This is a genomic window from Pseudarthrobacter sp. HLT1-3, from assembly GCF_059383535.1.
In genome coordinates this window covers 114,400-137,558 of sequence record NZ_JBWZCJ010000009.1, presented here as the reverse complement: position 1 = coordinate 137,558, position 23,159 = coordinate 114,400, and the positions used below count along the sequence as shown (strand labels likewise).

The following is a 23,159-nucleotide window of genomic DNA, read 5'->3' as shown; positions in this document are numbered from 1 at the left end:
GCGGGCACACGTCCCGACCGCACGGCCGGTACGCTGGCGGCATGGGTAAACGCTGGGTCTTCGATGGGCACATCGCCGGGATCGGGACGGAATCCGGGCTGCGCGCGGTAGTGGGCCTCTGGCAGCACTCCCCTTTCGGGTCCTTCGCCGACGCCATGGTGGAGTTACCCTCCGGCCACCGGATCCTGCTCGCCCCGACCGCCGAGGTCGCCGAATTCATCGCTGCGGTCTACAACTTCGACGAAACCCGGGTGGTCGACGTCGCCGCGTCGCACGGCGGGTACCAGCTCAGGGTGGACGCAGGCCCGCTCCGGATCCGGGCCGCCGTCGGCGTCCGGACCCGCCTGGGCAGCATAATACGGCTTGTCCCCCGGCCGGTGGCGGTGCATCCGCAGTGGCTGCGGGCCATCAGCCCGCTCGCGGCCCGGTTCAGCCCCGGTGCCCGCACCGCGGGTACCGCGAAGGGCGGGCGGCAGGAGTACTACGGCGTGACGGATGTGCACCGCATTGACTCGGCGAGCGTCGGCTGGGACGGCGCCGACGCCGGGTCCCTGGCCGCCATCCGGCCCGCCGTCACCTTTGGCTTCAGCAGCGTTCCCCCGGAGCCCAGCCTGACGCGCGTCCGCACCACTGTGGTTCAATCCGGCGGCAGCGGAGGGTAGACCGGAAACCCTCAGGCTCCCTAGGCCTCGTCCACGACGAGCTGGGACTCGAACATCCGGAAGTAGCGGCCGCGCAGTGCCACCAGCTCCTTGTGGGTGCCCTGCTCCACGATCCGCCCGTCCTCGAGCATGTAGACGATATCTGCCTTCTCGATCGTGGCGAGGCGGTGGCTGATCGCGATGATCGTGCTGCTGCGGTCGGCGAAGAGGCGGGTGAAGATCCGGTGCTCAGCGAGGGCGTCGATCGCCGAGGTCGGCTCGTCCATCACCATGAACGAGGCGTCCCGGTAGAAGTTCCGTGCCATCGCGAGCCGCTGCCACTGCCCGCCGGACAGCCCGCTCCCCTTCCGCCCGCGCGGATCCTCCATCCAGTTGCTGACGTGATTGTCCAGGCCGTTGGGCAGCTTGTTGATGAATTCGAGGGCTTCGGCGTCGGCCGCGGCGCGGCGGATCCGTGCGTCGTCGCGCGGTGCATCGACGTCGCCGAAGAAGATGTTCTCCGCAGCGGTGGCGAACTCGTACTTCAGGAATTCCTGGCTGAGCACTGCCAGGTGGCGGTGCCAGGACTTCACGGCAACGGCGGCGAGGTCGACGCCGTCGAGCAGCACCTGACCGGAGTCCGGGCGGTAGAGCCCGGCGAGGATCCGGATCAGGGTGGACTTCCCGGCGCCGTTCTCGCCCACGATCGCGATGTGCTGGCCCTCGCGGATGGTCATCGAAATGCCCTTGATGACCTCCAGTTCGCTGCCCGTGTAGGTGAATCGGATGTCGCGCAGCTCCACGGTCCGGGGCGCCTGCAGCAGCGGCGGGGCGTGGTCGGAGTGCACCGGCATGGCCATAAAAAGCTCGTAGTCCTTGAGGTTCGCGAGGTCCTCGTCGATCGAGCTGAGCGAGGAGACGAGGCTGTTGGCGGTGGACAGCGCGCGGCTGACGATCTGCTGGACGTAGAGGAACTGTCCCACCGGCTGCGCCCGGGCGATGATCTGCCCGACCACCCAGATCAGCGACACGACCTCCGCCCCGTACTGCAGGGCGTCCGCGGCGAGCTGTTTGGGGATGTACCGCTTCTGGAAATCCAGCCTTCTTCGTTCATCCGCGTCGCGCAGCCGCGACCGCAGGTCCATCAGGTAGCCGACGATCCCGTAGAGGCGCATCTCGGCGATGTGCTGGGGCCGCAGGAGGTTGGTTTCGATCATCCGCCGCTGCCGGCGTGAATCGATCTGGGTGTTCCAGTGCGCGATCTGCTCGCGGGAGAGCTTGAACTGCAGGTAGACGCTGGGCACGATCGCCACGAGGACGATCACCGCGATCCACCAGCTGACCAGCAGCAGCGCCCCGATCGCGAGGATCACCGAGACCAGCTGGGTGAAGATGGCGGCGATCCGGTCCAGGACCCGGGCGTAGGAATCGGAGAAGCGCTTGGCCCGGTCGTAGAGGTCCACCGTTTCCTTGTCGTCGTAGCGCCAGAATTCCAGGGCAAGGAACCGCTCGTACATCTGGTCGCCGACGATCGCGCCGACCTTGAAGCTCATCAGCTGCTGGATGTACCGGTCCACGCTGCTGAAGGCGCCCCAGAACAGCCCCAGCGCGGCCGTGATGATGACGTAGACCACCGCCTGTTGCCCGGCCGCGGCGTCCCCGGCGTAGGCGGCCGCGAGCGCCGTGGTGGTCAGGGCGGCGAAGTAGGTGGTGACCAGCGGCAGCAGCGCGGAGATCAGCGAGCCCGCAACTTTCATCACGACGGCGGCGGGCGAGGCCCGGAAACTGACCCTCAGCACCTGCGCCACGGCGCGGGCGTAAGGCCGCCACGCCAATTTGCGCTTCGGCGCACGTGCGGGCAGGAGTTCGGACATGACTCCAGCCTAGTTTGCGGAACTCCCGACGGGGCGGGGGGCCCGGACGCCGGGGTCTGGAGGGCCCGGACGCACTCAGGCCACGGGGAGGGTTCCCCGAGGCCTGAATGCGTTGCTGAAGCGGTTAGCGGTTAGCGGTTAGCGCGAACCGTAGTTCGGCGCCTCCACCGTCATCTGGATGTCATGCGGGTGGGACTCCTTCAGCCCGGCCGCCGTGATCCGGACGAACTTCCCGCGAGCCTTCAGTTCCGGCACGGTGGGCGCGCCGGTGTAGAACATGGTCTGGCGGAGGCCGCCGACCAGCTGGTAAGCGACCGACGCGAGCGGGCCGCGGTAGGCCACCCGGCCCTCAATGCCCTCCGGGATGAGCTTGTCATCGCCGGAGACATCAGCCTGGAAGTAGCGGTCCTTGGAGTAGGACGTGTTCTGGCCGCGGGTCTGCATGGCCCCGAGGGAGCCCATGCCGCGGTAGAGCTTGAACTGCTTGCCGTTGACGAAGATCAGGTCACCCGGTGACTCGTCGCAGCCGGCGAGCAGGGAGCCGAGCATCACGGTGTCCGCGCCGGCAACCAGGGCTTTGCCGATGTCGCCCGAGTACTGCAGCCCGCCGTCGGCGATCAGCGGCACGCCGGCCGGGATGGCGGCCTTGGCCGACTCGTAAATGGCGGTGATCTGCGGGACGCCGACGCCGGCGACCACACGCGTGGTGCAGATCGACCCGGGACCCACGCCGACCTTGATGCCGTCGGCACCGGCGTCGATCAGCGCCTGGGCGCCTTCGCGGGTGGCGGCTTGGCCGCCGATGATGTCCACGTGCGCCGCCGCCGGATCCGACTTAAGCCGGCGGATCATGTCCAGGACACCCTGCGAGTGGCCGTTGGCGGTGTCCACGAAGAGGGCGTCGACGCCGGCGTCGACCAGGGTCATGGCGCGCTCCCAGCCGTCACCGAAGAACCCGATGGCCGCGCCGACGCGCAGCCGGCCCTCATCGTCCTTGGTGGCCAGCGGGTACTGCTCGGCCTTGGTGAAGTCCTTGGTGGTGATGAGGCCCTTGAGCCGGCCCTGGTCGTCGACGAGCGGAAGCTTCTCGATCTTGTTGGTCGCCAGCTTGTGCGCCGCTTCGTCACGGCTGATCCCGACGTGTCCCGTGACCAGGGGCATCTTGGTCATGACGTCGCTGACCAGGCGGATCGGGAAATCCGCTTCCGGCACGAAGCGCGTGTCGCGGTTCGTCACAATGCCCAGCAGCCGCATGCCCTCGTCCACGACGGGCAGGCCGGAGACCCGGTAGTGGGAGCAGATTTCGGCCAGCTCGGCCAGTGTGGCTTCGGGGCCGATCGTCAGCGGGTTGGTGATCATCCCGGATTCGCTGCGCTTGACCCGGTCCACCTGGTCCGCCTGGTCGGCGATGGCGAGGTTGCGGTGCACGACGCCGAGGCCGCCCTGGCGGGCCATGGCGATCGCCATCCGCGACTCGGTGACCGTGTCCATCGCGGCGGAGAGCAGCGGCGTCTGGACCGTGATGCGCTTGGAGATCCGGGAGGACGTGTCGGCCTCGGAGGGGATAACATTCGTGTGCCCCGGCAGCAGCAGGACGTCGTCGTACGTCAGTCCGATGAAGCCGAAGGGATCGTGTTCGGGCTGGGTCATGAGTGCGCCTCTTACCTTGGTTTATGGGTGTCACGGGTAGGGGTTGCAGCAGATGACCAGCCCGTCATTACGGGCATGGCCTGTGCAGAAGTGTTGAATAAATAGTAGAACCTTGGCGGCCATCCCCATATTCCGGGGCGCCAATGTGAGCAACGGCACCAGCCCGGTGACATAGAGTACGCCCCATGAAGGACATCAGCTACCGGTGGATGACCAAGCGCCAGGCGGCCGCAGCCCTCCAGGAGTACCTCGTCGAACGCCCCGCGGCGCTGCAACGTCTGCGGGCCGAGCTCGCCGCCGGCGGGCTCGACCCGGACTCGATGCTCGCCGGCACACGGCTTCCCTGATCCCGCTGTGGCGGTGGATCGGAGCCCGGATCCTGGCTCAGCCGCCCCGCCTGCCCTGGTCGGCCCAGCCCGGTGTCGCCGCCGCTGTCCGGGAGGACCGCGAGGTGCTGCTGGTCAGCGCCGCGGAATGGAACGCCGGGGACCTGAAGCAGTGGCTGCTGGCATGGATCCAAGGCCACCTCCGGGACGTGGGCTGAGCGTCCAGGGCGTTACCCTGTAACGAGCCAGAGGAGGCCCGCTCGTGATCGCACAGCTGCGCATTTGTGTCCCGGACGAATTGTCCGCCGCCGTGGTTGAGTGCTGCCGCGGCGAGCTTGGCGTCGCCGAGGTTTCCCGCCAGCCCGGTGCTGCCGTCCTGCCGCCGGGGGACATCATCGACGTCCTGCTGGCGCGGGAGTCAGTGGAGGGTCTGGTGGAGAAACTCCAGGCCCTGAATGTCCAGCAGCAGGGGTCGATCTCGGTCTCGATGCCGGAGCTGGTGCTTTCCGACCGGGCGGACAAGGCCACCGCAGAGGCCCCCGGCGAAGGAGCGGACGCGGTGATCTGGGAGGAGGTGTCCCGGCAGACCGGCGAGGACTCGCGGCTCACGTGGAGCTATCTGGTTTTCCTGATTCTCGCGACCCAGCTGGCGGCCATCGGGATTGTCACGGATTCGACCATCGCCATTGTCGGGGCCATGGCCGTGGGACCGGAGTTCGGCCCGCTCGCGGCCCTGGCCGTGTCGCTGGTGCGGCGGCAGTGGCAGCTGGGACGCCGAGCGGCCCTGGCGCTCTGCATCGGTTTCCCCGTGGCCATGCTGGCGGCAGCGTTCACGGCATGGCTGTCCGTGCCGCTGGGACTTTTTCCCGCTGACGTGCTCGACGGCGGATCCGCGGTCGAGTTCATTTATCACCCGGGACCCTATTCGCTGATTGTGGCCGTGCTGGCCGGGACCGCGGGGATGCTGTCCGTGATCAGCCGGCGGTCCGCCGCGCTGATCGGCGTCTTCATCTCGGTGACGACGGTCCCGGCTGCAGGGTTTGTGGCGGTGGCACTGGTTCTGGGCGAGTACCAGAAGGCGGCCGGCTCGGCCCTGCAGCTGGGACTGAACCTGGCGGGCATCGTGGCTGCCGCGGTTGCCGTGCTGATCTTCTACCGGCTGGTCACCAAGCGGTTGCCCGAAGAGACTGCCCGTCGGCTCAGGCGGCAGCTACGACGAAGCCGCGGCTGACCGGGGCTAGGAGCGCAGCAGCCCGCGCAGAGTCTGAATGGTGTCGGCCTCCGCCGCCGTCTTGTCGTCGCGGTAGCGCTTGACGCGTGCGAACCGCAGCGCGACTCCGCCCGGGTAGCGCGGGGAACGCTGCACACCGTCGATCGCGATCTCAACCACGGTGACTGGTTCCACCCAGACGGTGCCCGCGGTGCGCCGCACCTCGAGTTCCTGGAACTTTCCCGTCTGCCAGCGCAGCAGGGCGTCGGTGAGGCCTTTGAAGGTCTTCCCCACCATCACGTAGCCGCCCGGTTCGCCGAACTCCCCGGTCGGATCGACGGCTCCCAGGTGCAGGTTCGACAGCAGGCCGGTGCGCCGCCCGGACCCCCACTCGCAGGCGAGCACCACCAGGTCGTAGGTGAGTACCGGCTTCACCTTGATCCAGTTGGAACCACGCCGACCGGCCGCGTAGGCCGATCCGACCGCCTTCACAACCACACCCTCATGGCCCGAGGCGAGCGCATCGCGGGACACTCTCTCAGCGACGGTCGCGTCCGCCGTGATCTCCCCGGGGATCCGGTGCTCAGGGGCGATGCGTTCGAGCACCTCGATGCGCGCTGACAGCGGCTCGTCGAGGAGGTCGCGCCCGTCGATGTGGAGAACGTCGAAGAACCACGGGTGCAGCACGGTGGCGCGCGCCGCGTCCGCCCCGAACCGCGCCATGGTCTCCTGGAACGGTCGCGGGCCGCCGTCCTCGTCGAGGGCGAGGGTCTCGCCGTCGAGGATCACATCACGCACCGGCAGCCGGCGGACCATTTCCACCACCTCGGGCAGCCGGCGGGTTACCTCGACCAGGGTGCGGGTATAGATGCGGACCTCGTCGCCGGTGCGATGCACCTGGATGCGCGCCCCGTCGAGCTTGTATTCCACCGAAGCCGTCCCCGTGACCTCCAGCGCCGCGCTGGGGCTGGCCGCGGTTGCGGCGAGCATGGGGTGCACGGGACGGCCGACGACGAGGCCGACGGCGTCAAGCTGGTCCGCCGTCCCCGTGAGGGCCAGCAGGGCGGTCTCGCCGAGATCGCCGGAGAGCATGGCCGCGCGGCGTACGGCGTCGACGGGACGGCCGGCGGCGCGGGCTATGGCATCCGTCAGCACCCCCTCCAGGGCACCGGTACGCAGTTCACCGAGCAGCACGCCGGCGATGAAGGCCTGCTCGCGCTCGGTGGCTGCGGCGGTCAGCAACCGCAGGGTGGCGGCGCGCTCCGACGCCGATCCGGCCCCGCCCGTGACGAGGAGCCGCTCCAGCGCGGCGTCGACGTCGGCGACGGTAAGACTCGGCTCGGCGGCCGGCGCCCCCATGGCCTCTGTCATGCCGCGCCAGCCGACCCCGACCCGGCCCTGCCGCGGCCTGGCGATGAGCAGGCCGACGGTCGCCGCGATGTCCGCGGGCTCCAGCCGGCGCAGCAGGTCGGCCAGTGCAGCGACCTTGGCGAGCCGGGAGCGGGTCGAGGCGACGGCATCACTGGTTATCACGAGCTCGTCCAGCAGCATGGCACCAGTCTGCCACGCCCCTCGACGCCGGTCAGTGCGATTGGGCGGGAAACCATTCGGCCCACCGGGGGAACCCATGGGAACAAAAAACCGGCCCAGCGGACGCTGGACCGGTTTCCTGTTCACAGGTTCCCTGTGTGGGCTGCAGCCTAGTGGCTGTGGCCTGCGTGCTCGTCTTCGTTGGCCGGCTTCTCGACCACGAGGGTTTCCGTGGTGAGTACCAGTGCCGCGATGGAAGCCGCGTTGCGGAGGGCCGCACGCGTCACCTTCACGGGGTCGATGACGCCGGCAGCAATCAGGTCTTCGTATTCGCCGGTCTTGGCGTTGAAGCCCTGGTTGTTGGCGGATTCGGCCACCTTCGCGACGACGACGTAGCCGTCGAAGCCGGCGTTCTGGGCGATCCAGCGCAGCGGCTGGGTCAGTGCCCGGCGGACGATGCCGACGGCAGCAGCCGCGTCACCTTCGAGGGCCTGGACGGCGGGGTCCTCGTCCAGCGCCTTGAGGGCGTGGATGAGGGCGGCGCCGCCGCCGGCGACGATGCCCTCTTCAAGGGCAGCGCGGGTCGAGGACACTGCGTCCTCGATGCGGTGCTTCTTTTCCTTCAGCTCGACCTCGGTGGCTGCGCCGACCTTGATCACGCCGATGCCGCCGGCCAGCTTGGCCAGGCGTTCCTGCAGCTTTTCCTTGTCCCAGTCGGAGTCGGTGCGGGTCAGCTCGGCGCGCAGCTGGGAGACTCGGGCTGCGACGTCTTCTGCCGAACCGGCACCGTCAACGATGGTCGTGTTGTCCTTGGTGACGGTGATGCGCCGGGCGGTGCCCAACACCTCGAGGCCGACCGTGTCCAGGCTGAGGCCCAGTTCCGGCGAGACAACCTGTGCGCCCGTGAGGGTAGCGATGTCCTGCAGCATGGCCTTGCGGCGGTCACCGAAGCCCGGAGCCTTGACGGCCACAACGTTCAGGGTGCCCCGGATGCGGTTGACGATCAGCGTGGAGAGTGCCTCGCCGTCGACGTCTTCAGCGATGATGAAGAGCGGTTTGGAGCTCTGCAGCGCCTTTTCCAGCAGCGGCAGGAAGTCCTGGACGGACGAGATCTTGCCCTGGTTGATCAGGATCAGGGCGTCTTCGAGGACTGCTTCCTGGCGTTCCGCGTCGGTGACGAAGTACGGGGACAGGTAGCCCTTGTCGAACTGCATGCCCTCGGTGAGGACCAGCTCGGTCTGCGTGGTGGAGGATTCCTCGATGGTGATCACACCATCCTTGCCGACCTTGCCGAATGCCTCGGCCAGGAGCTCGCCGATCTCGTCGCTCTGCGCGGAGATTGCAGCGACGTTGGCGACCTGGTCGCCTTCGACGGGGCGTGCGTTTTCGAGCAGGCGGGCGGCGATGGCCTCAACCGAGACCTCGATGCCGCGCTTGATCTGGCCCGGGGCGGCGCCGGCCGCAACGTTGCGGAGGCCTTCCTTGACCAGGGCCTGAGCCAGCACGGTGGCGGTGGTGGTGCCGTCGCCGGCCACGTCGTTGGTCTTGGTGGCGACCTCCTTGGCAAGCTGCGCGCCAAGGTTCTCGTACGGGTCGTCCAGTTCGACTTCACGGGCGATGGTGACACCATCGTTGGTGATCGTGGGGGCGCCCCACTTCTTGTCCAGCACGACGTTGCGGCCGCGCGGGCCGAGCGTGACCTTGACCGTGTTGGCGAGCTTATCGATGCCGGCTTCAAGCGACCGGCGGGCAGCGTCGTTAAACGCAAGCTGCTTTGCCATGGTTTTGTCCTTTCAAAGACAGAACCCCGCGCAACTGACCCGTCAAAGAAGGATCGGCGGCGCGGGGTCCAAGAGAGTTACTTTACGACGATCGCCAGGACGTCGCGGGCGGAGAGCACGAGGTACTCGGTGCCGCCGGTCTTGACTTCAGTTCCGCCGTACTTGGAGTAGATAACAACGTCGCCGACGGTGACGTCGATCGGGACGCGGTTGCCGTTGTCGTCAAAGCGGCCGGGGCCTACTGCAACAACTTCGCCTTCCTGCGGCTTTTCCTGCGCGGAGTCCGGGATAACCAGGCCGGAAGCCGTGGTCTGCTCGGCTTCGAGCGGGCGGACAACAATACGATCCTCAAGAGGCTTAATAGAGACCGACAATGACCTCTCCTTTTCGTCAGCAAATTCGTGGACATTAAAGCTGTGGGGCCAAGGCATACAGACCGTCGTCGCGGTGCCGGCAGCAGCCTGGCTGATAAAGCTTCAGGTGTTAGCACCCTCCTAGGGAGAGTGCTAATGACGACTCTATGTAAGGAGTTAGCACTCGGTCAAGGCGAGTGCCAGAATTACGTTCCCGGTGAACGCTGGGCCGTCCAGGGACTAGCGTCCGCCGAGGTCCTCGAAGTCGACGTCCTCACCCTCATCCCTGTCGTCGGAGCCGGTCTCGTTCCGGTGCCGGTACAGCACCAGGGCTCCCGCGGCGGCCAGGACCATTCCGAGGACCAGGAAGATGATGCCGCCCGTGCGGGCACCGGCGTAGTTCTCGCGGATGGCCTTCGCCTCGTCGGTCGCGTCACTGACGGACGTGCCGCCCACCGAATAGACGGTGGCGTTAAAGGAGTCCAGCAGGAAGATGATTACCAGCAGGGCCACGCAGACGACGGCGATCACGCCGCCGGCGATGAGCGCCGGCCGGGCGTAGCGGTAGAGTCCCTGCCGGGCGGGAGCGCCGCCGTCGGCGTCCTGCGGGGCGGCGTCCTGCCGGGAGGTGTCGCCCTGCTGTCCGGGGTGGTCCTGCCGGTGGTTTCCGTCCGTGCCGCTGCTTGCCGTGCCGCTTTGATCCATGCCGTCAACCCTATCGGGCGCACGGAGTGAACCCGGCCCTGAACTAGGCTTGATTGCATGGCTGACGCACCGCAGGACCAGATCGCCCCGCTTCTCAACCCGGAGGGCTGGGAGCTGCTGGCGTCGCTCGGGCCGTACCGGGAGGACGAGGCGTTCCGACTCAATGGGTCCCTCCGCAAGGCCGGCCACTCCCCCGAGCTCGTTTCCGCGGTGCTCACCCAGTCGCGGCTGCGGACCAGGGCCGAGGCCAAGTTCGGCGAGTTCGCCCGGCAGATGATTTTCACCCAGGCGGGTCTGGAGCAGGCCACCCGGCTCACCGTTGCGGCCCGGCACGCGCAGCGCTTCGCCGAAGCCGGTGTGCAGCACGTCGCGGATCTTGGCTGCGGCCTCGGCGCCGACGCCATGGCGTTCGCCTCGCTGGACCTCCAGGTCGCGGCCGTGGAAATGGATGAGACGACGGCAGCCTGCGCCACGATGAACCTGATCCCGTTCCGGAACGCGACCGTGGTCCATTCCGATGCGACGGAGTTTGCGCTCGACGGGATCGACGGCGTCTGGCTCGACCCGGCGCGACGGACCACCTCCACTTCGGGCACCAAGCGGCTCTGGGATCCGGAGGACTTCTCCCCGCCGCTGTCCTTCGCCGAATCCCTGGCCGGAGCCGGGATGGCGGTGGGCGTGAAAATGGGCCCCGGCATGCCGCACGATTCGGTGCCCAAAGGCTGCGAAGCGCAGTGGGTTTCGGTCGGCGGGGACGTCACCGAAGTGGCGCTGTGGTTTAACGCGGTCCGGCGTCCGGGGATCCGGCGCGCGGCCCTCCTGCTCGGCCCCGCGGGTGCTGCGGAACTGACCAGCGCCGAGGATTTCGACGGCGGCCCGGTCGCCCCGGTGGGCCCGGTGGAGGGTTACCTCTACGAGCCCGACGGCGCCGTCATCCGCGCCGGGCTGGTGGCCGACGTCGCCCTCCAGCTGGGCGGGCACCTCGTGGACGAGCACATCGCCTACATCTGCGCCCCGGAACTTCAGGACACCCCCTTTGCGCGGGCCTATAAGGTCCTGGAGGTGATGCCGTACAACGTCAAGGCGCTCAAGGCCTGGGTCAAGGTCCAGGGCATCGGGGTGCTGGACATCAAGAAGCGCGGCACCTCGGTCACTCCGGAGGAACTGCGCAAAGAGCTCCTCCCCGGAGGGAAGACCGCCGGGCACAAGGGGGGCGGCAAGAGCCGGGGGAAGAAGACGGCCACCCTGGTCCTCACCAGGATAGGCGAGGAGCGGGTGGCCATTTCGGTGCAGCCGGTATAGGGCTGCGTTGCCGGATTCCCGGCGGCTATTGGGCCCGCATGAACTCCTCGGCGGCCCGGACCTGCTCATCACTGGGCCGGATCCCGGTGTACAGCACGAACTGCTCCAGCGCCTGGATGGTCGCCACCTCGGCGCCGGTAATCACGGTCTTGCCGGCCGCCCGGGCGGCCTTGACCAGCGGCGTCTCGGCCGGCAGCGCGACGACGTCGAACACGACCTTCGCGGCGTCAATCGCCTCCGGCGGGAAGGACAGGGCCTCGGCGTCGGGGTCTCCCGCCATACTGCCTGCCATACCAACAGGGGTCACGTTGATGATCAGGTCGGCCCGCCCGGCACCGGACGGATCGACGTCGGCGCGCCAGGCGAAGCCGTAGAGCCCGGCGAGGGCCCGTCCGGCCTGCTCGTTGCGCGCGATCACGGTGACGTTCCGGAATCCGGCGTCGCGCAGAGCCGCGGCGGTGGCCTTCGCCATGCCGCCGGCGCCCTTCAACAGCACCGAATACGAAGCGGGCACGGCGTTGCGCTGCAGCAGCTGCTCGATCGCCGTGTAGTCGGTGTTGTAGGCGGTGAGCGTTCCGCCGTCGTTCACGATTGTGTTGACCGAGTCGATCGCTTTCGCGGACGGGTCCATCACATCCACTAGCGCAATGACGTCCTCCTTGTACGGCATCGACACGGCGCAGCCCCGGATGCCGAGGCCGCGCACGCCGGCGATCGCCTGCGCGAGATCCGTGGGGGCGAAGGCCTTGTAGATCCAGTTCAGGCCGAGCTGCTCATACAGGTGGTTGTGGAAGCGCGTCCCGTTGTTGCTCGGCCGGGCCGAGAGCGAGATGCAGAGCGTCATGTCTTTATTTAGGATGGGCACACTCCATTAAACGCCAGTCCGGTTCTGTGAACACTGTCACCATTCCGGGGCCACCCGGCCAACGGCACCGCGCCGCCCCTGCACTAGACTTGAGCCACCGTTGCCTCGCCAATTGTCCGGCCTTTCCGCCGATGACGTTGCCGGGCAGGGGATGCAAACGGATGGCAATAAAATATTGAAGGGACCACATGAAGATTGATTTCGCTTCATCCAGGCAATCAACTCTTGGTGTGGAATGGGAACTTGCCCTGGTGGACGGGGAAACCGGTGAGCTGGCCTCGGTGGCCAAGGAAGTCCTCCGGGGAGTGGCCGCGAGGCATCCCGAACTGAACGAGGACGACGAGCACCCGCACATCAAGCAGGAGCTGCTGCTGAACACGGTGGAGCTGGTCACCGGAATCTGCAACACCGTGGCCGAGGCCAAGGCGGACCTGAGCAGTTCCCTGGCCGCCGTCCGGGACGTCACCGATCCGATGGGCGTCGAGATCTTCTGTGCCGGTTCCCACCCCTTCAGCCCGCCGCAGCTTCAGCCGGTGACGGACAAGGAGCGCTACGCCAAGCTCATTGACCGCACCCAGTGGTGGGGCCGCCAGATGGTGATCTACGGTGTCCACGTGCATGTTGGCCTGGACAGCCGGGACAAGGTCCTCCCCGTCCTGGACGGTCTGGTGAACTACTTCCCGCAGTTCCAGGCGCTCTCCGCGTCCAGCCCGTTCTGGGGTGGCGAGGACACCGGCTACGCCTCGCAGCGGGCCCTGATGTTCCAGCAGCTGCCCACCGCCGGGCTGCCCTTCCAGTTCGCCAGCTGGGAGGACTTCGAGTCCTATGCCCAGGACATGTTCACCACCGGCGTGATCGACTCGCTCTCGGAAATCCGCTGGGACATCCGGCCGGTCCCGCATTTCGGTACCATCGAGATGCGCATCTGCGACGGTCTGGCGTCGCTCGAGGAAGTCGGCGCCATTGCCGCCCTGACGCAGTGCCTCGTCGACGAGTTCTCCACCACCCTGGACAACGGCGGCACCATCCCCACCATGCCGCCCTGGCATGTGCAGGAGAACAAATGGCGGGCCGCCCGCTACGGCCTGGACGCCATCATCATCCTCGACGCCGCCGGCAACGAGCAGCTCGTCACCGACCACATCCGCGAGACGGTCGCACGGCTCGAACCGGTGGCCGTGAAGCTGGGCTGCACAGCGGAACTGGCCGACGTCCTGAAGATCATTGAGCGCGGCGCCGGCTACCAGCGGCAGCGACGTGTCGCGGCAGAGCACGGTGGCGACCTGCGCGCCGTCGTACTGGATCTGGTCCAGCAGATGCGCAAGGGCCCCGAAGCCTAGGCCTGGGAGCTCAGGCCCGGAGGTAGGGCCCGGAGTTTGGAGCCGGAGCCCGTCGCGCGGACCCGCCTCAGGCCGAGACGGTAGTGACCGGCATCGAGGAATCCGGGGCGAACGCGATGCCGCTCGGCGCGATTCCGGCCATCACCAGCTGGGCGCCGAGCGCCGCGACCATGGCGCCGTTGTCCGTGCAGAGGGCCAGTGGCGGGACGGTCAGCCGGATTCCGGCGGCGCTGCAGCGCTGTTCGGTGAGCTGGCGCAGCCGGGTATTGGCCGCCACACCGCCGCCCAGCAGCAGGTCGGTAATGCCGTTCTCCCGGCACGCCAGCACCGCCTTGGAGGTGATGATGTCGACCACGGCCTCCTGGAAGGCCGCGGCAATGTCCGCCACGGGAACCGGCTCGCCGCGGGCCTCGAATTGCTCCACGCAGCGCGCGACGGCGGTCTTGAGTCCGCTGAACGACCAGTCGTAGCGGTGCGGGCCGGGTTCCTCCACGGTCCCCATGTACTTGGGCTGGCTGAGGCCGCGCGGGAAGCGGATGGCCTTGGCGTTTCCGGTGCGTGCCAGCTTGTCGATGGCCGGGCCGCCCGGGTAGCCCAGGCCCAGCAGCCGCGCCACCTTGTCGTAGGCCTCGCCGGCGGCGTCGTCAATCGTGGTGCCAAGCAGCTCAACGTCCCCGGTGATGTTCCGGATCCGCAGGATTTCGGTGTGCCCGCCGGAGACCAGCAGGGCCCCCAGGTTGTCCGGCAGGGCCGGGGCCTGCGGGCCGCCGTCGTCCGTCCGGAGCAGCCCGACGCCGACGTGCGCAACGAGGTGGTTGATGGCGTAGAGCGGTTTTCCCGTGGCCACGGCGAGCGCCTTGGCCGCACAGACCCCCACCATCAGGGCTCCGGCCAGTCCGGGACCGGAGGTGACGGCGATCGCGTCGATCTCGTCCAGGGTCACCCCGGCCTCGGCCAGCGCCTCGCGGAGGGTCGGCACGAAGGCGTCCAGGTGGGCGCGGGAAGCGATCTCGGGAATCACCCCGCCGAAGCGGACATGCTCCTCCATCGAGGAGGCCACGGTGTTGGTCAGCAGCTGCGTCCCGCGGACAATCCCGACGCCGGTTTCGTCGCAGGAGGATTCGATGCCGAGGACCAGCGGTCCGTTGGGCTGGGAGCTGTTCATGGGCGGTCTGCTTCCCTGGGCATGGTCTCGGGCTGGGCAGTGCCGGGCTGGACCGTGCCTGGCTGGCCGGTGCCGGGCCGGACCGCGCCGAGCTGCAGCCGCATGATTAGCGCGTCGACGCCGTCGCGGTAGTAGCGGGGCCGGACGTGGATCTGTTCGAAGCCGTAGCGGAGGTAGAGCTGCTGGGCACGGGGGTTGTCGGCCCGGACCTCCAGGAGCACGTCCTCGGCCCGGCGCCGCCGGCTCTCCCGGATGAGCTCGGTGAGCAGCGCCGAACCGATCCCCTGGCCTTCCTGCTCCGGGACGACGGCGATGGTCTGGACATCCGAGATCGGCTCGATGCACATCAGCCCCGCGTAGCCCACGATTCTTCCGGCACTCTCGGCCACGAGGTAGCGCCGGGTTTCCACCTGCGCCAGCTCATCGACGAACATCTGCAGCGGCCAGGCGTCCACCGGGAACAGCCTGCGCTCCAGCTCGTGCACGGCGGGGATGTCAGCCGGGGTCATCTCCCGCAGGATCACGCCTGCGGGCACCTTCGCGGGACCGGGGCCTGTGCCCTGTCCTGCATTGTGCCCTGCGGACCGTCCTGCGTTCTGTCCTGTGTTCTGTCCTGCGGACCCCGCGTTCACAGCGCCCTCTTCCGCGGGCCGGGCACCTGGGCGTCCGATTCGCGCAGGTAGAGCGGGGTGGAGTCGAGCAGCTGTTCCCCGGCGTCGAGCCGCGCGAGGGCGAACTGGCCCAACGAGAGGGCCTCCGGTTGGCGCGAGCTGAATTCGGCGACAGCCTTGACGACGTCGGCATAGAGCCCGGCGCCGGCTCCGTAGACCGGAAGGTCGGGCAGGTCAGCGGCGAACCCGACATGCGGGCCGTCCAGGAGCTGCGGCAGCTGGGAGCCGGTGAGGGCATACCGGGCCCAGTAGACCTCTTTCCGCCGCGCGTCAGTGGCCACGATGAAGTCCGGCGCCGCAGCCGTGGATTCCGCAACTTCCAGGGCGATGGCGTCCAGGCTCATCATGCCGTACAGAGGTTTGCCCCAGACGAACGCCAGGGTGCGGGCCGTGACGATGCCGGAGCGCAGGCCGGTGAATGGTCCTGGCCCCACGCCGGTGACGACCACGTCGACGTCGGCGCCGCTCAACCCGGCCTCGGCGAGGAGGGCCTCGATTCCGGGCGCCAGCACCTCGGCGTGGCTCCGGGTGTCCTCGGTGGCGAAGCTGGCCACGACGGACTCCGGCGTGTCATCGGAGACCAGCGCGGCGCTGGCCACTGCCGACGTGTCAATGGCAAGGATCAGCATCAGTTCCCTTCCGGGGTGCGGGGCGTGGTTGCGGTCCCGGGCACTGGCGCGGTCTCGGAGAGTCCCGGCTCGGGCTCGGGCAGCGTCGGCGGGTCCACCCAGCGGGGACCGAAGCCGCGGATCACGATCGTGCGGGGTTCGTCGTCGTCGTCGGAATCGAAGTCAAGCACCCCGGGGTCCGTTGCTGCCGGCAGGTTCCCGGTGGCTTCCGCGGGGTCGGCTGGCTGCGGAGCGGAGACCGCTGCCGGGGCGCCACCGAGGCTGCGGACCAGGTCGACCTCGAGCCGGCTCTCGCTCAGGTGTTCGACCCGGTCGCGGCCCCATTCCACCACGGTCACGGCACTGTCCAGGGTGTTTTCCAGGTCGATGTCGTCGATTTCCGACGCCGAACCAAGCCGGTACGCGTCAACGTGAACGAGGTCCGGGCCGCCGGGGCGGGGTCCGTCGGGAAGGTTCGGGTGGATGCGGACGAGCACGAAGGTCGGTGAGATGATGCCCGCCCGGACGCCCAGACCTTCGCCCAGGCCCTGGGTGAAGGTCGTCTTTCCCGCTCCCAGTTCACCGGTGAGGACCAGCAGGTCCCCGGCCCGAAGCTGGGCGCCGAGACCGGCGGCGAGGGCGTGGGTCTGCTCGGCGGTCCGGACGTCCAGGGTACGTTCCCAGGCCGCGCTCATGGCAGGGACCCGTCGGCGGCGGGCTCTTCATTGATGTAGTGGCGCGGCACCCGTGGGCTGATCCGCGTGACGATCTCGTAGTTGTTGGTCCCGGCGGCCCGGGCCCAGTCCTCAGCGGTGGGCCCGCCGTCGTCTCCGTTGCCGAACAGAACCGCCTCGGCGCCGAGAACGCTGGGCCCCCCGGCGGAAACGTTCAGCGGGCCGAGGTCGATCACCATCTGGTCCATCGCGATGCGTCCCACGACCGGGTAGTTCACGCCGCCGACGCGGACCGGGCCGCCGGTGGCGATCCGCGGGACGCCGTCGGCGTATCCCAGCGGGATCAGCCCGAGCGTGCTGGTGCCGCCGGTGCGGTAGTTCAGGCCGTAGGACACGCCCTGGCCGGCCGGGACGTCCTTGCAGTGCGATACGACAGTGCGGACGGTCATTGCCGGGCGCAGTCCCAGCTCCTCCGAGCTCTGCCCCTCGAACGGGGAGAGTCCGTAAATTCCCAGTCCGACCCGGACCAGGTCGAAGTGGGTGTCGGGCCGGGACAGGGTGGCCGGGGTGTTGGCGAGGTGCCGCACCTCCGGATCCACGCCGGCGTCCTGGGCGATCGCGAGGGCTTCGCGGAAGGCCGTCAGCTGGTCGTCGGTTTCCGGGCGCTCGGGTTCGTCGGCGACGGCCAGGTGCGAGAAGATGCCCACCACCCGCAGCAAACCCTGGTCCTGGTACTCCATGGCTTCGCCGACGATGCTGTCCCAGGCCGCCAGGGTGGCCCCGTTGCGGCCCAGCCCGGTGTCCACTTTGAGGTGCACGCGTGCGGGGCGTTCCTGCTCGCGGGCAGCCGCCACGATGCGTTCCAGCTCCCAGCCGGAGCAGCCGACATCGATCCCCGCAGCCACGGCGGCGGCGAAGTTGCTTTCCGGGGTGTGCAGCCAGGCCAGCAGGGGTGCCTCGATGCCGGCGGCGCGCAGGGCCAGGGCCTCGGAAATGTGGGCCGTTCCCAGCCAGTGGGCGCCTGCGCTGAGCGCCGCACGGGCCACGGGAATGGCACCGTGCCCGTAGGCGTCGGCCTTGACCACGGCCATCACCCGGGCTGGTGACGCCACGGCGGCCAGGCGGCGGACATTGTGCCGGATGGCTTCGAGGTCGATTACTGCCGAGCGTTCCTCGGCATAGCCGGGCGGAGCCCCCGGGACGGGCCGGAAGTCACCTGTTGCTGCTGGGTAAGTCACATAACGATTCTAGTGGTGGCAGCGCACGCGGCTGAATTCAGGCCCCGCGCCGGCACCTCCAGCACCCGCGCCAGCCCCGGCGGAGGGCATGTCCCCCTTGGGAGCGGGCCGGTTCGTCCGGGTGGAAGCCCCGGCCTACGCGTCCGAAAGATGCGCGATGGTCGCCGTCGCCCGCCGCTGCGCTTCCGGCGGCACATCGCGGACGATTTCCTCAAGGAAGCTGTAGCGGCGAAGCCACTGGCTGCTCTGCCGTTCCTTCCGGGCGTTGGCGCGCTGCCACCAGTCTGCGATGTCCCCCCAGCCCGGCGCGGCCAGCGAGCCGCCGACCTCCTGCACGGCAAGGGCGGCGCAGAGGTTGGCGAAGCGCAGCCGGTCCCCGAGCGGCCAGCCGGCCAGGCAGCCGACGATGAAGGCAGCGCCGAAACAGTCCCCCGCCCCGGTCGGATCATAGGCGGACACCGGCAGCGAGGGCACCCACTCCTCTTCGCCCGTTTCTGAGTCCACGGCCATCGCCCCCTGCGCACCCAGGGTCACGACGGCGACCGGCACCTTTTCCGCCAGGGCGTAGAGCGCGGCCCACGGGTTGTCGTTCCCTGTGAAGGACATCGCCTCATGCTGGTTCGGCATAAAGGCGTGGAAGTACTGCAGGTTGTCCAGCCGGGCGGAGGACCAGACGCCGGTGGGATCCCAGCCGACGTCGCCGAACAGCCGGACCCCGGCCTTGTGAGCGTCCATCGCCCACGGTTCCAGCTCCTCGCCGAGCTCGGCGACGGCGGCGAGCGCCGGCGGCGGGCAGCCGACCAGATCGCTGGAACTTACCGGGGCCGGGTGGCCGTGCGTGACCATGGACCGGTCATTCTCCACGCTGAGGGACACCGTGACCGGCGAATGCCAGCCCGGCACGCGCCGGGACAGCGACAGGTCCACGTGTTCCTGCCCGGCCAGGATCTTCCAGTTGTAGTCGCCGTAGCCGTCGTCGCCGAACGCCGCGGCCAGCCCGGTCCGCAGCCCCAGCCGGGCCGCGGCGATGGCCTGGTTGGCCACGCCGCCGGGGCAGCTGCCCATACCGTCGCTCCAGATCTCGGTGCCCGCGACGGGCGCGTGCGGCAGCCCGGTGAAGATGATGTCCTGGAAGACGGTTCCGGTCAGCAGCAGGTCGAAACCGTCCGCCGTCGGGGTCCGGACGGCGGAAAGCGGGTCAAAACGCCGCGTCGGCATCGCGTCCATGTATCGCACATTACGCCCTCGAAGTGCCGCTGGATAGGCGTCCGCCGGGCGGTCCGGGGCGCCTGTGAATAGACTGTCGGCATGCGGCTGATGATTGCCGGGGGCGGCGGGTTCCGGGTACCGCTGGTCTACCGGGCGTTGTGCGCAGGACCGTTCGCCGGGCTGGTCCGGGAGCTGGTGCTGTACGACGTCGACCCGGCCCGCCTCGCCGCCATCAACGCGGTGCTGGCCTCGCTCGCGGGGCAGGCGCCCGGCCAGGCACCGGGTGAACTTCCCGGCGCCGCGCCGCCTCCCGCGGTCCGGGCCACCACCTCGCTGGCCGAGGCGCTGGACGGCACCGACATGGTCTTCGCCGCGATCCGCCCCGGCGGCACGGCCGGGCGCACGGCCGACGAGCGGGTGGCCCTGGACCTGGGAGTGCTGGGCCAGGAGACCACGGGTGCCGGCGGCATCTCCTACGCCCTGCGGTCCATTCCCCGCATGCTCGAGCTCGCAGAGCAGATGAGGCGACGCTGCCCGGACGCGTGGCTGCTGAACTTCACCAACCCGGCCGGCATGGTCACCGAGGCCCTCGTGCCGGTGCTCGGCCACAAGGTGGTGGGCATCTGCGATTCGGCCAGCGGGCTGGTCCACCGGGCGGCCCGCGCCGCCGGCGTCGACCTTCCCGAGGGCCGGCTCGACGGCGTGGGCTACTACGGCCTGAACCACCTCGGCTGGCTGTACCGGCTGGAGTCCGGCGGCCGCGACGTGCTGCCCGGGCTGCTGGCCGACGCCGGCGCCCTGGCCGGCTTCGAGGAAGGCCGCCTGTTTCCGCAGCCCTTCCTGGCAGCACTGGGGTGCCTGCCGAACGAGTACCTCTATTACTACTACGAGACCCGGCGCGCCTTGGCCGGCATCCGCTCCGCGGCCACAACCCGCGGCGAGTCCATCGACCGGCAGCAGTCCGAGCTCTATCCGCGGCTCGCGGCGGCCGGCCCCGAGGCCTTCCGGCTGTGGGACGATGCGCGCCGGTCCCGCGAAGAGGGCTACCTCGCCGAGGCCCGTACCGCCGGCGAGCGCCGGGATGAGACGGACCTGGCCGGGGGCGGCTACGAACGGGTCGCGCTCGCCGTCATGCGCGCACTCTCCGGCGGCGGTCCGGCGGAGCTGATCCTGAACACCCCCAACAACACCGGCCTCCCCGGCGGCGTCGGGCTCCCCGGCGTCGGGCTCCCCGGCGACCCCGACGGCGGCAGCCGTGCGGTGCCGGCGATTCCGGGGCTGCCGGCGGACGCCGTCGTCGAAGTTCCCTGCCGGGTGACACCCGACGGCGTCGTCCCCCTGCCGCAGCAGCGTCCGGCACCGGCGCAGCTGGCCCTGCTCCGGCGGGTCAAGGACGTCGAACGGCTCGTCGTGCGGGCCAGCCGCCGCGGCGCCGGGACCACCGCGGCGGACCGCCGGGAAGCGGCGCTGGCGGCCTTCACCGGGCACCCGCTGGTTAATTCGCCGGACCTCGGGGAAAAGCTGCTGGCCGGCTACGAGTCGGCGTTCCCGGATCTGACGACGCTCTGGTCCGGCGAGGGGCGGGTCCCTCCGCCTGACTCGGCGCATGATTAGCGGTGTGGGGAGAAAATCTTCTGGACGCGCCGCTTTCATCGCCGCCGTCATTGGAACTGCCGGATTTGTAGGCAGCGGGTGGAAAGCCTGGACGTCTGTTTGCCTGCTGTCCTGCACCCGCGGGGAGAGTTCCACCTTCGGCAACGCCCTCGCCCTGACCGGCTTGTCATTCCTGCTGCTGGTCGCCGCCGTGGTCGCCGCCGCCCTGGCCGTCCGGCGCGGTGACGGCCGGCGCTGGGCCCGGGCTGCGCTCTGGGTGGCCGCTTTGCCGGTCGGGGCCGGCGCCATTGTCTTTCTGCTGTTTTCCCTGGCGCTGGGGTTCTGATTCCTGCCGGTATCCTTGCCGGCCGGGAAAGCTAGAGCCTGCGGTACATCAGGTGCAGGCCAACGTAGCCCAGACGCGGGTGCAGGAATGCTTCCGGAATGGTCGCCAGCACCTCGAAGCCCAGGGACTGCCAGGCGGCGACGGCCCGGACGTTGCTTTCGACGACGGCGTTGAACTGCATGGCCCGGAACCCGGACGCCCGGGCCGAATCCAGCGAATAGGCGCACAGCGCACGGGCCACGCCCTTGCCGCCGTGCGCCGGGTGGACCATGTACCCGGCGTTGGCGACGTGGCTTCCGCCGCCGCCCTGGTTCGGGTGCAGCTCGCCGGTGCCCAGAACGACGCCGTCGAGCTCCCCCCGCCCGGCTGCGACGAAGGTCTGACCCGGAGCCTGCCTGAACCAGCGTTCCCGGGCCTGGGGCTCGCTGGTGTCCCGGTCCCAGGTGAAGGTCTCCCCGGCCCTGATCACGGGCTCGAGGATCTCCCAGATCGCCGGCCAGTCCTGGCCGGTGGCCGGGCGGATCTCCCAGCCGGGGGCGGAGGGATCTCTGTCTTGTCTTGTGCTCACAGCCGTCACGTTAGCAGCACTCCCGGCGCTGTGACCGGCGCCGCTGACCGGCCGGTGAGGCCGCGGGAAGTTCAGGAGTAATGTTTTATCGAAGTGCAGTTCCGGCCGGTTTCACCGGGACATGTCCCGCCGGGACCGCTTCGCCGGGACATGTCCGCCAGGACCGTCCACAAGGACGTGGTCCAGAGAGGGAGGGAGACTGATGTCGCTGGTCCGCCGCGTGGCCTTCCTTTCGCTGCACACCTCCCCGATGGAGCAGCCCGGGTCCGGCGACGCCGGGGGCATGAACGTGTACATCCGCGCCCTCGCCGCGGCGCTCGCCGAGACCGGTGTCGAAGTGGAGATCTTCACCCGCTCCACGTCGGCCGGGCAGGCCGCCGTCGAGCATCCCTCCCCCGGAGTCTGCGTCCACAACGTCCTGGCCGGACCGACCCGGAAGCTGCCCAAGGAGGAGCTGCCCGAGCTGCTGCACAGCATGGTCGCCGAAATCGACCGCATCCGCCAGCTCCAGCCGCACGGCCGCTACGACGTGATCCATTCGCATTACTGGGTGTCCGGGGTGGCCGGGCTCGAGCTCGCCAGCCTGTGGGGCCGGCCCCTGGTCCACACCATGCACACCATGGCCAAGGTGAAGAACCTGCTGCTGGTCGCCGGGGAGCAGCGCGAGCCGCGCCGGCGCGAGGATGGCGAGCAGCGGATTGTCGACGGCGCCACCCGGCTGATCGCCAACACCGGCACCGAGGCGGCGGAACTGGTCTCGCACTACCACGCGGACAATGACCGTATCGATGTGGCCCCGCCCGGCGTGGACCTGGAAATCTTCACCCCGGCCTTCCGCAGCCGCGCCCGGGCCGACCACGGGGTGCCGCCGGGCCGCTTCCACCTGCTGTTCGCCGGGCGGATCCAGCGCCTCAAGGGCCCGCAGATCCTGGTGAAGGCCGCCGCCCTGCTGCGGGCCCGGCGTCCGGACATCGACCTTCAGCTGACCATCCTCGGCGCGGTCAGCGGGTCCAAGGATTTCGATTTGAAGTCGCTGATCAGCGCCGCGGGAATGGACGACGTCGTTACCCACCATCCGCCGGTCAGCGCACCGAAGCTTGCCGGCTGGTTCCGGTCCGCCGACGTCGTGGTGATGCCGTCCTACAGCGAATCCTTCGGCCTCGTGGCGCTCGAAGCCCAGGCCTGCGGCACGCCGGTGGTCGCCACCAAGGTCGGTGGGCTGTCCCGGGCCATCCATGACGGCCGGACCGGGCTGCTCGTCGAGGGCCACAAGGCCGCCGACTGGGCCGACGCCCTGGAGGCCCTGTACGACGATCCGGAGACCCGCACGGACATGGGCCGCGCGGCGTCCCTGCATGCGGAGGAATTCGGCTGGCAGCGCACCGCCGCGGTCACGCTGGAGAGCTACCACACGGCCATGAGCCAGTACTTTGGAAACCTGACCATTCCGGTGGGCCACACGCCCGCAACCGGAACCATGGGCCGGTAGCATCGGCTCCGTAACCACTGG

Annotated in this window: 22 protein-coding genes; 8 read left to right on the top strand and 14 right to left on the bottom strand. The window is 69.2% G+C overall.

Going from position 1 to position 23,159, the window contains the following annotated elements; translation table 11 throughout:
• The first annotated feature begins 41 nt into the window (after nt 1–41).
• Nucleotides 42–662 (top strand): hypothetical protein, encoded by a 621-nt coding sequence (locus tag AC50X9_RS10205; protein WP_494893100.1) that lies wholly within the window; start codon nt 42–44, stop codon nt 660–662.
• Between the two features lie 20 nt (nt 663–682).
• On the opposite strand, the gene AC50X9_RS10200 is transcribed toward AC50X9_RS10205, so the two are convergent.
• Both AC50X9_RS10200 and guaB read right to left on the bottom strand, forming a co-directional pair.
• Nucleotides 683–2,515 carry an ABC transporter ATP-binding protein gene (locus AC50X9_RS10200; RefSeq protein WP_494893098.1) on the bottom strand — a complete coding sequence of 611 codons (1,833 nt, stop codon included), beginning with the start codon at nt 2,513–2,515 and terminating at the stop codon, nt 683–685.
• Between the two features lie 138 nt (nt 2,516–2,653).
• Nucleotides 2,654–4,165 carry an IMP dehydrogenase gene (guaB, locus tag AC50X9_RS10195; protein WP_494893094.1) on the bottom strand — a complete coding sequence of 504 codons (1,512 nt, stop codon included), beginning with the start codon at nt 4,163–4,165 and terminating at the stop codon, nt 2,654–2,656.
• A 185-nt stretch (nt 4,166–4,350) separates the two neighbouring features.
• On the opposite strand from guaB, the gene AC50X9_RS10190 reads away from it, so the two are divergent.
• Nucleotides 4,351–4,512, top strand: a complete 162-nt coding sequence (locus AC50X9_RS10190; protein WP_494893089.1) for a hypothetical protein — start codon at nt 4,351–4,353, stop codon at nt 4,510–4,512.
• 241 nt (nt 4,513–4,753) lie between these two features.
• Nucleotides 4,754–5,722, top strand: a complete 969-nt coding sequence (locus tag AC50X9_RS10185) for a DUF389 domain-containing protein (protein WP_494893087.1) — start codon at nt 4,754–4,756, stop codon at nt 5,720–5,722.
• Nucleotides 5,723–5,728: 6 nt separating this feature from the next.
• Here the strand turns inward: AC50X9_RS10185 and AC50X9_RS10180 are convergent, their stop codons facing one another.
• The 4 genes from AC50X9_RS10180 to AC50X9_RS10165 form a co-directional block, all read right to left on the bottom strand.
• Nucleotides 5,729–7,252: an ATP-dependent DNA ligase gene (locus AC50X9_RS10180; RefSeq protein ID WP_494893176.1), complete on the bottom strand. Its 1,524-nt coding sequence runs from the start codon at nt 7,250–7,252 to the stop codon at nt 5,729–5,731.
• A gap of 149 nt (nt 7,253–7,401) precedes the next feature.
• Nucleotides 7,402–9,012: a chaperonin GroEL gene (gene groL / locus AC50X9_RS10175; RefSeq protein ID WP_494893085.1), complete on the bottom strand. Its 1,611-nt coding sequence runs from the start codon at nt 9,010–9,012 to the stop codon at nt 7,402–7,404.
• A 77-nt stretch (nt 9,013–9,089) separates the two neighbouring features.
• Nucleotides 9,090–9,386, bottom strand: coding sequence for a co-chaperone GroES (gene groES / locus AC50X9_RS10170; protein ID WP_024367421.1), 297 nt, complete (start codon nt 9,384–9,386; stop codon nt 9,090–9,092).
• A gap of 219 nt (nt 9,387–9,605) precedes the next feature.
• The gene (locus AC50X9_RS10165; RefSeq protein ID WP_494893082.1) at nt 9,606–10,070 is read right to left on the bottom strand and encodes a hypothetical protein; all 465 of its coding nucleotides are present in this window, start codon (nt 10,068–10,070) and stop codon (nt 9,606–9,608) included.
• 57 nt (nt 10,071–10,127) lie between these two features.
• On the opposite strand from AC50X9_RS10165, the gene AC50X9_RS10160 reads away from it, so the two are divergent.
• Nucleotides 10,128–11,372 (top strand): THUMP-like domain-containing protein, encoded by a 1,245-nt coding sequence (locus AC50X9_RS10160; RefSeq protein ID WP_494893080.1) that lies wholly within the window; start codon nt 10,128–10,130, stop codon nt 11,370–11,372.
• 25 nt (nt 11,373–11,397) lie between these two features.
• Here AC50X9_RS10160 and AC50X9_RS10155 read toward each other — a convergent pair whose 3' ends face one another.
• A complete protein-coding gene (locus tag AC50X9_RS10155) occupies nt 11,398–12,237 on the bottom strand; it encodes a shikimate 5-dehydrogenase (protein WP_494893078.1) in 840 nt (279 codons plus the stop codon).
• 188 nt (nt 12,238–12,425) lie between these two features.
• Here AC50X9_RS10155 and AC50X9_RS10150 point away from each other — a divergent pair, with 188 nt between their 5' ends.
• Entirely contained in the window at nt 12,426–13,577 is a 1,152-nt protein-coding gene (locus AC50X9_RS10150; RefSeq protein WP_494893076.1) for a glutamate--cysteine ligase, read from the top strand.
• A 67-nt stretch (nt 13,578–13,644) separates the two neighbouring features.
• Here AC50X9_RS10150 and tsaD read toward each other — a convergent pair whose 3' ends face one another.
• The 6 genes from tsaD to AC50X9_RS10120 all read right to left on the bottom strand — a co-directional run bounded on the left by tsaD (nt 13,645) and on the right by AC50X9_RS10120 (nt 19,160).
• Nucleotides 13,645–14,742: a tRNA (adenosine(37)-N6)-threonylcarbamoyltransferase complex transferase subunit TsaD gene (gene tsaD, locus AC50X9_RS10145; RefSeq protein WP_494893074.1), complete on the bottom strand. Its 1,098-nt coding sequence runs from the start codon at nt 14,740–14,742 to the stop codon at nt 13,645–13,647.
• On the bottom strand, nt 14,739–15,251 hold the full coding sequence (gene rimI, locus AC50X9_RS10140) for a ribosomal protein S18-alanine N-acetyltransferase (RefSeq protein WP_494893174.1): 513 nt from the start codon (nt 15,249–15,251) through the stop codon (nt 14,739–14,741). The genes tsaD and rimI overlap by 4 nt, the downstream gene beginning before the upstream one ends.
• Nucleotides 15,252–15,370: 119 nt before the next feature.
• Entirely contained in the window at nt 15,371–16,042 is a 672-nt protein-coding gene (tsaB, locus tag AC50X9_RS10135; protein ID WP_494893072.1) for a tRNA (adenosine(37)-N6)-threonylcarbamoyltransferase complex dimerization subunit type 1 TsaB, read from the bottom strand.
• A complete protein-coding gene (gene tsaE / locus AC50X9_RS10130; RefSeq protein ID WP_494893070.1) occupies nt 16,042–16,716 on the bottom strand; it encodes a tRNA (adenosine(37)-N6)-threonylcarbamoyltransferase complex ATPase subunit type 1 TsaE in 675 nt (224 codons plus the stop codon). Before tsaE ends, tsaB begins: the two co-directional genes overlap by 1 nt.
• Nucleotides 16,713–17,933: an alanine racemase gene (alr, locus tag AC50X9_RS10125; protein ID WP_494893068.1), complete on the bottom strand. Its 1,221-nt coding sequence runs from the start codon at nt 17,931–17,933 to the stop codon at nt 16,713–16,715. The genes tsaE and alr overlap by 4 nt, the downstream gene beginning before the upstream one ends.
• 135 nt (nt 17,934–18,068) lie before the next feature.
• Complete coding sequence (locus tag AC50X9_RS10120) at nt 18,069–19,160, bottom strand: PfkB family carbohydrate kinase (RefSeq protein ID WP_494893066.1); 1,092 nt, start codon at nt 19,158–19,160, stop codon at nt 18,069–18,071.
• An 81-nt stretch (nt 19,161–19,241) separates the two neighbouring features.
• Here AC50X9_RS10120 and AC50X9_RS10115 point away from each other — a divergent pair, with 81 nt between their 5' ends.
• Entirely contained in the window at nt 19,242–20,756 is a 1,515-nt protein-coding gene (locus tag AC50X9_RS10115; RefSeq protein ID WP_494893064.1) for a family 4 glycosyl hydrolase, read from the top strand.
• A complete protein-coding gene (locus AC50X9_RS10110; protein ID WP_494893062.1) occupies nt 20,749–21,081 on the top strand; it encodes a hypothetical protein in 333 nt (110 codons plus the stop codon). The genes AC50X9_RS10115 and AC50X9_RS10110 overlap by 8 nt, the downstream gene beginning before the upstream one ends.
• Nucleotides 21,082–21,112: 31 nt before the next feature.
• Here the strand turns inward: AC50X9_RS10110 and AC50X9_RS10105 are convergent, their stop codons facing one another.
• Complete coding sequence (locus AC50X9_RS10105; protein WP_494893060.1) at nt 21,113–21,658, bottom strand: GNAT family N-acetyltransferase; 546 nt, start codon at nt 21,656–21,658, stop codon at nt 21,113–21,115.
• 193 nt (nt 21,659–21,851) lie between these two features.
• Here AC50X9_RS10105 and mshA point away from each other — a divergent pair, with 193 nt between their 5' ends.
• A complete protein-coding gene (gene mshA / locus AC50X9_RS10100) occupies nt 21,852–23,138 on the top strand; it encodes a D-inositol-3-phosphate glycosyltransferase (protein WP_494893058.1) in 1,287 nt (428 codons plus the stop codon).
• The last annotated feature ends 21 nt before the right edge of the window (nt 23,139–23,159 follow it).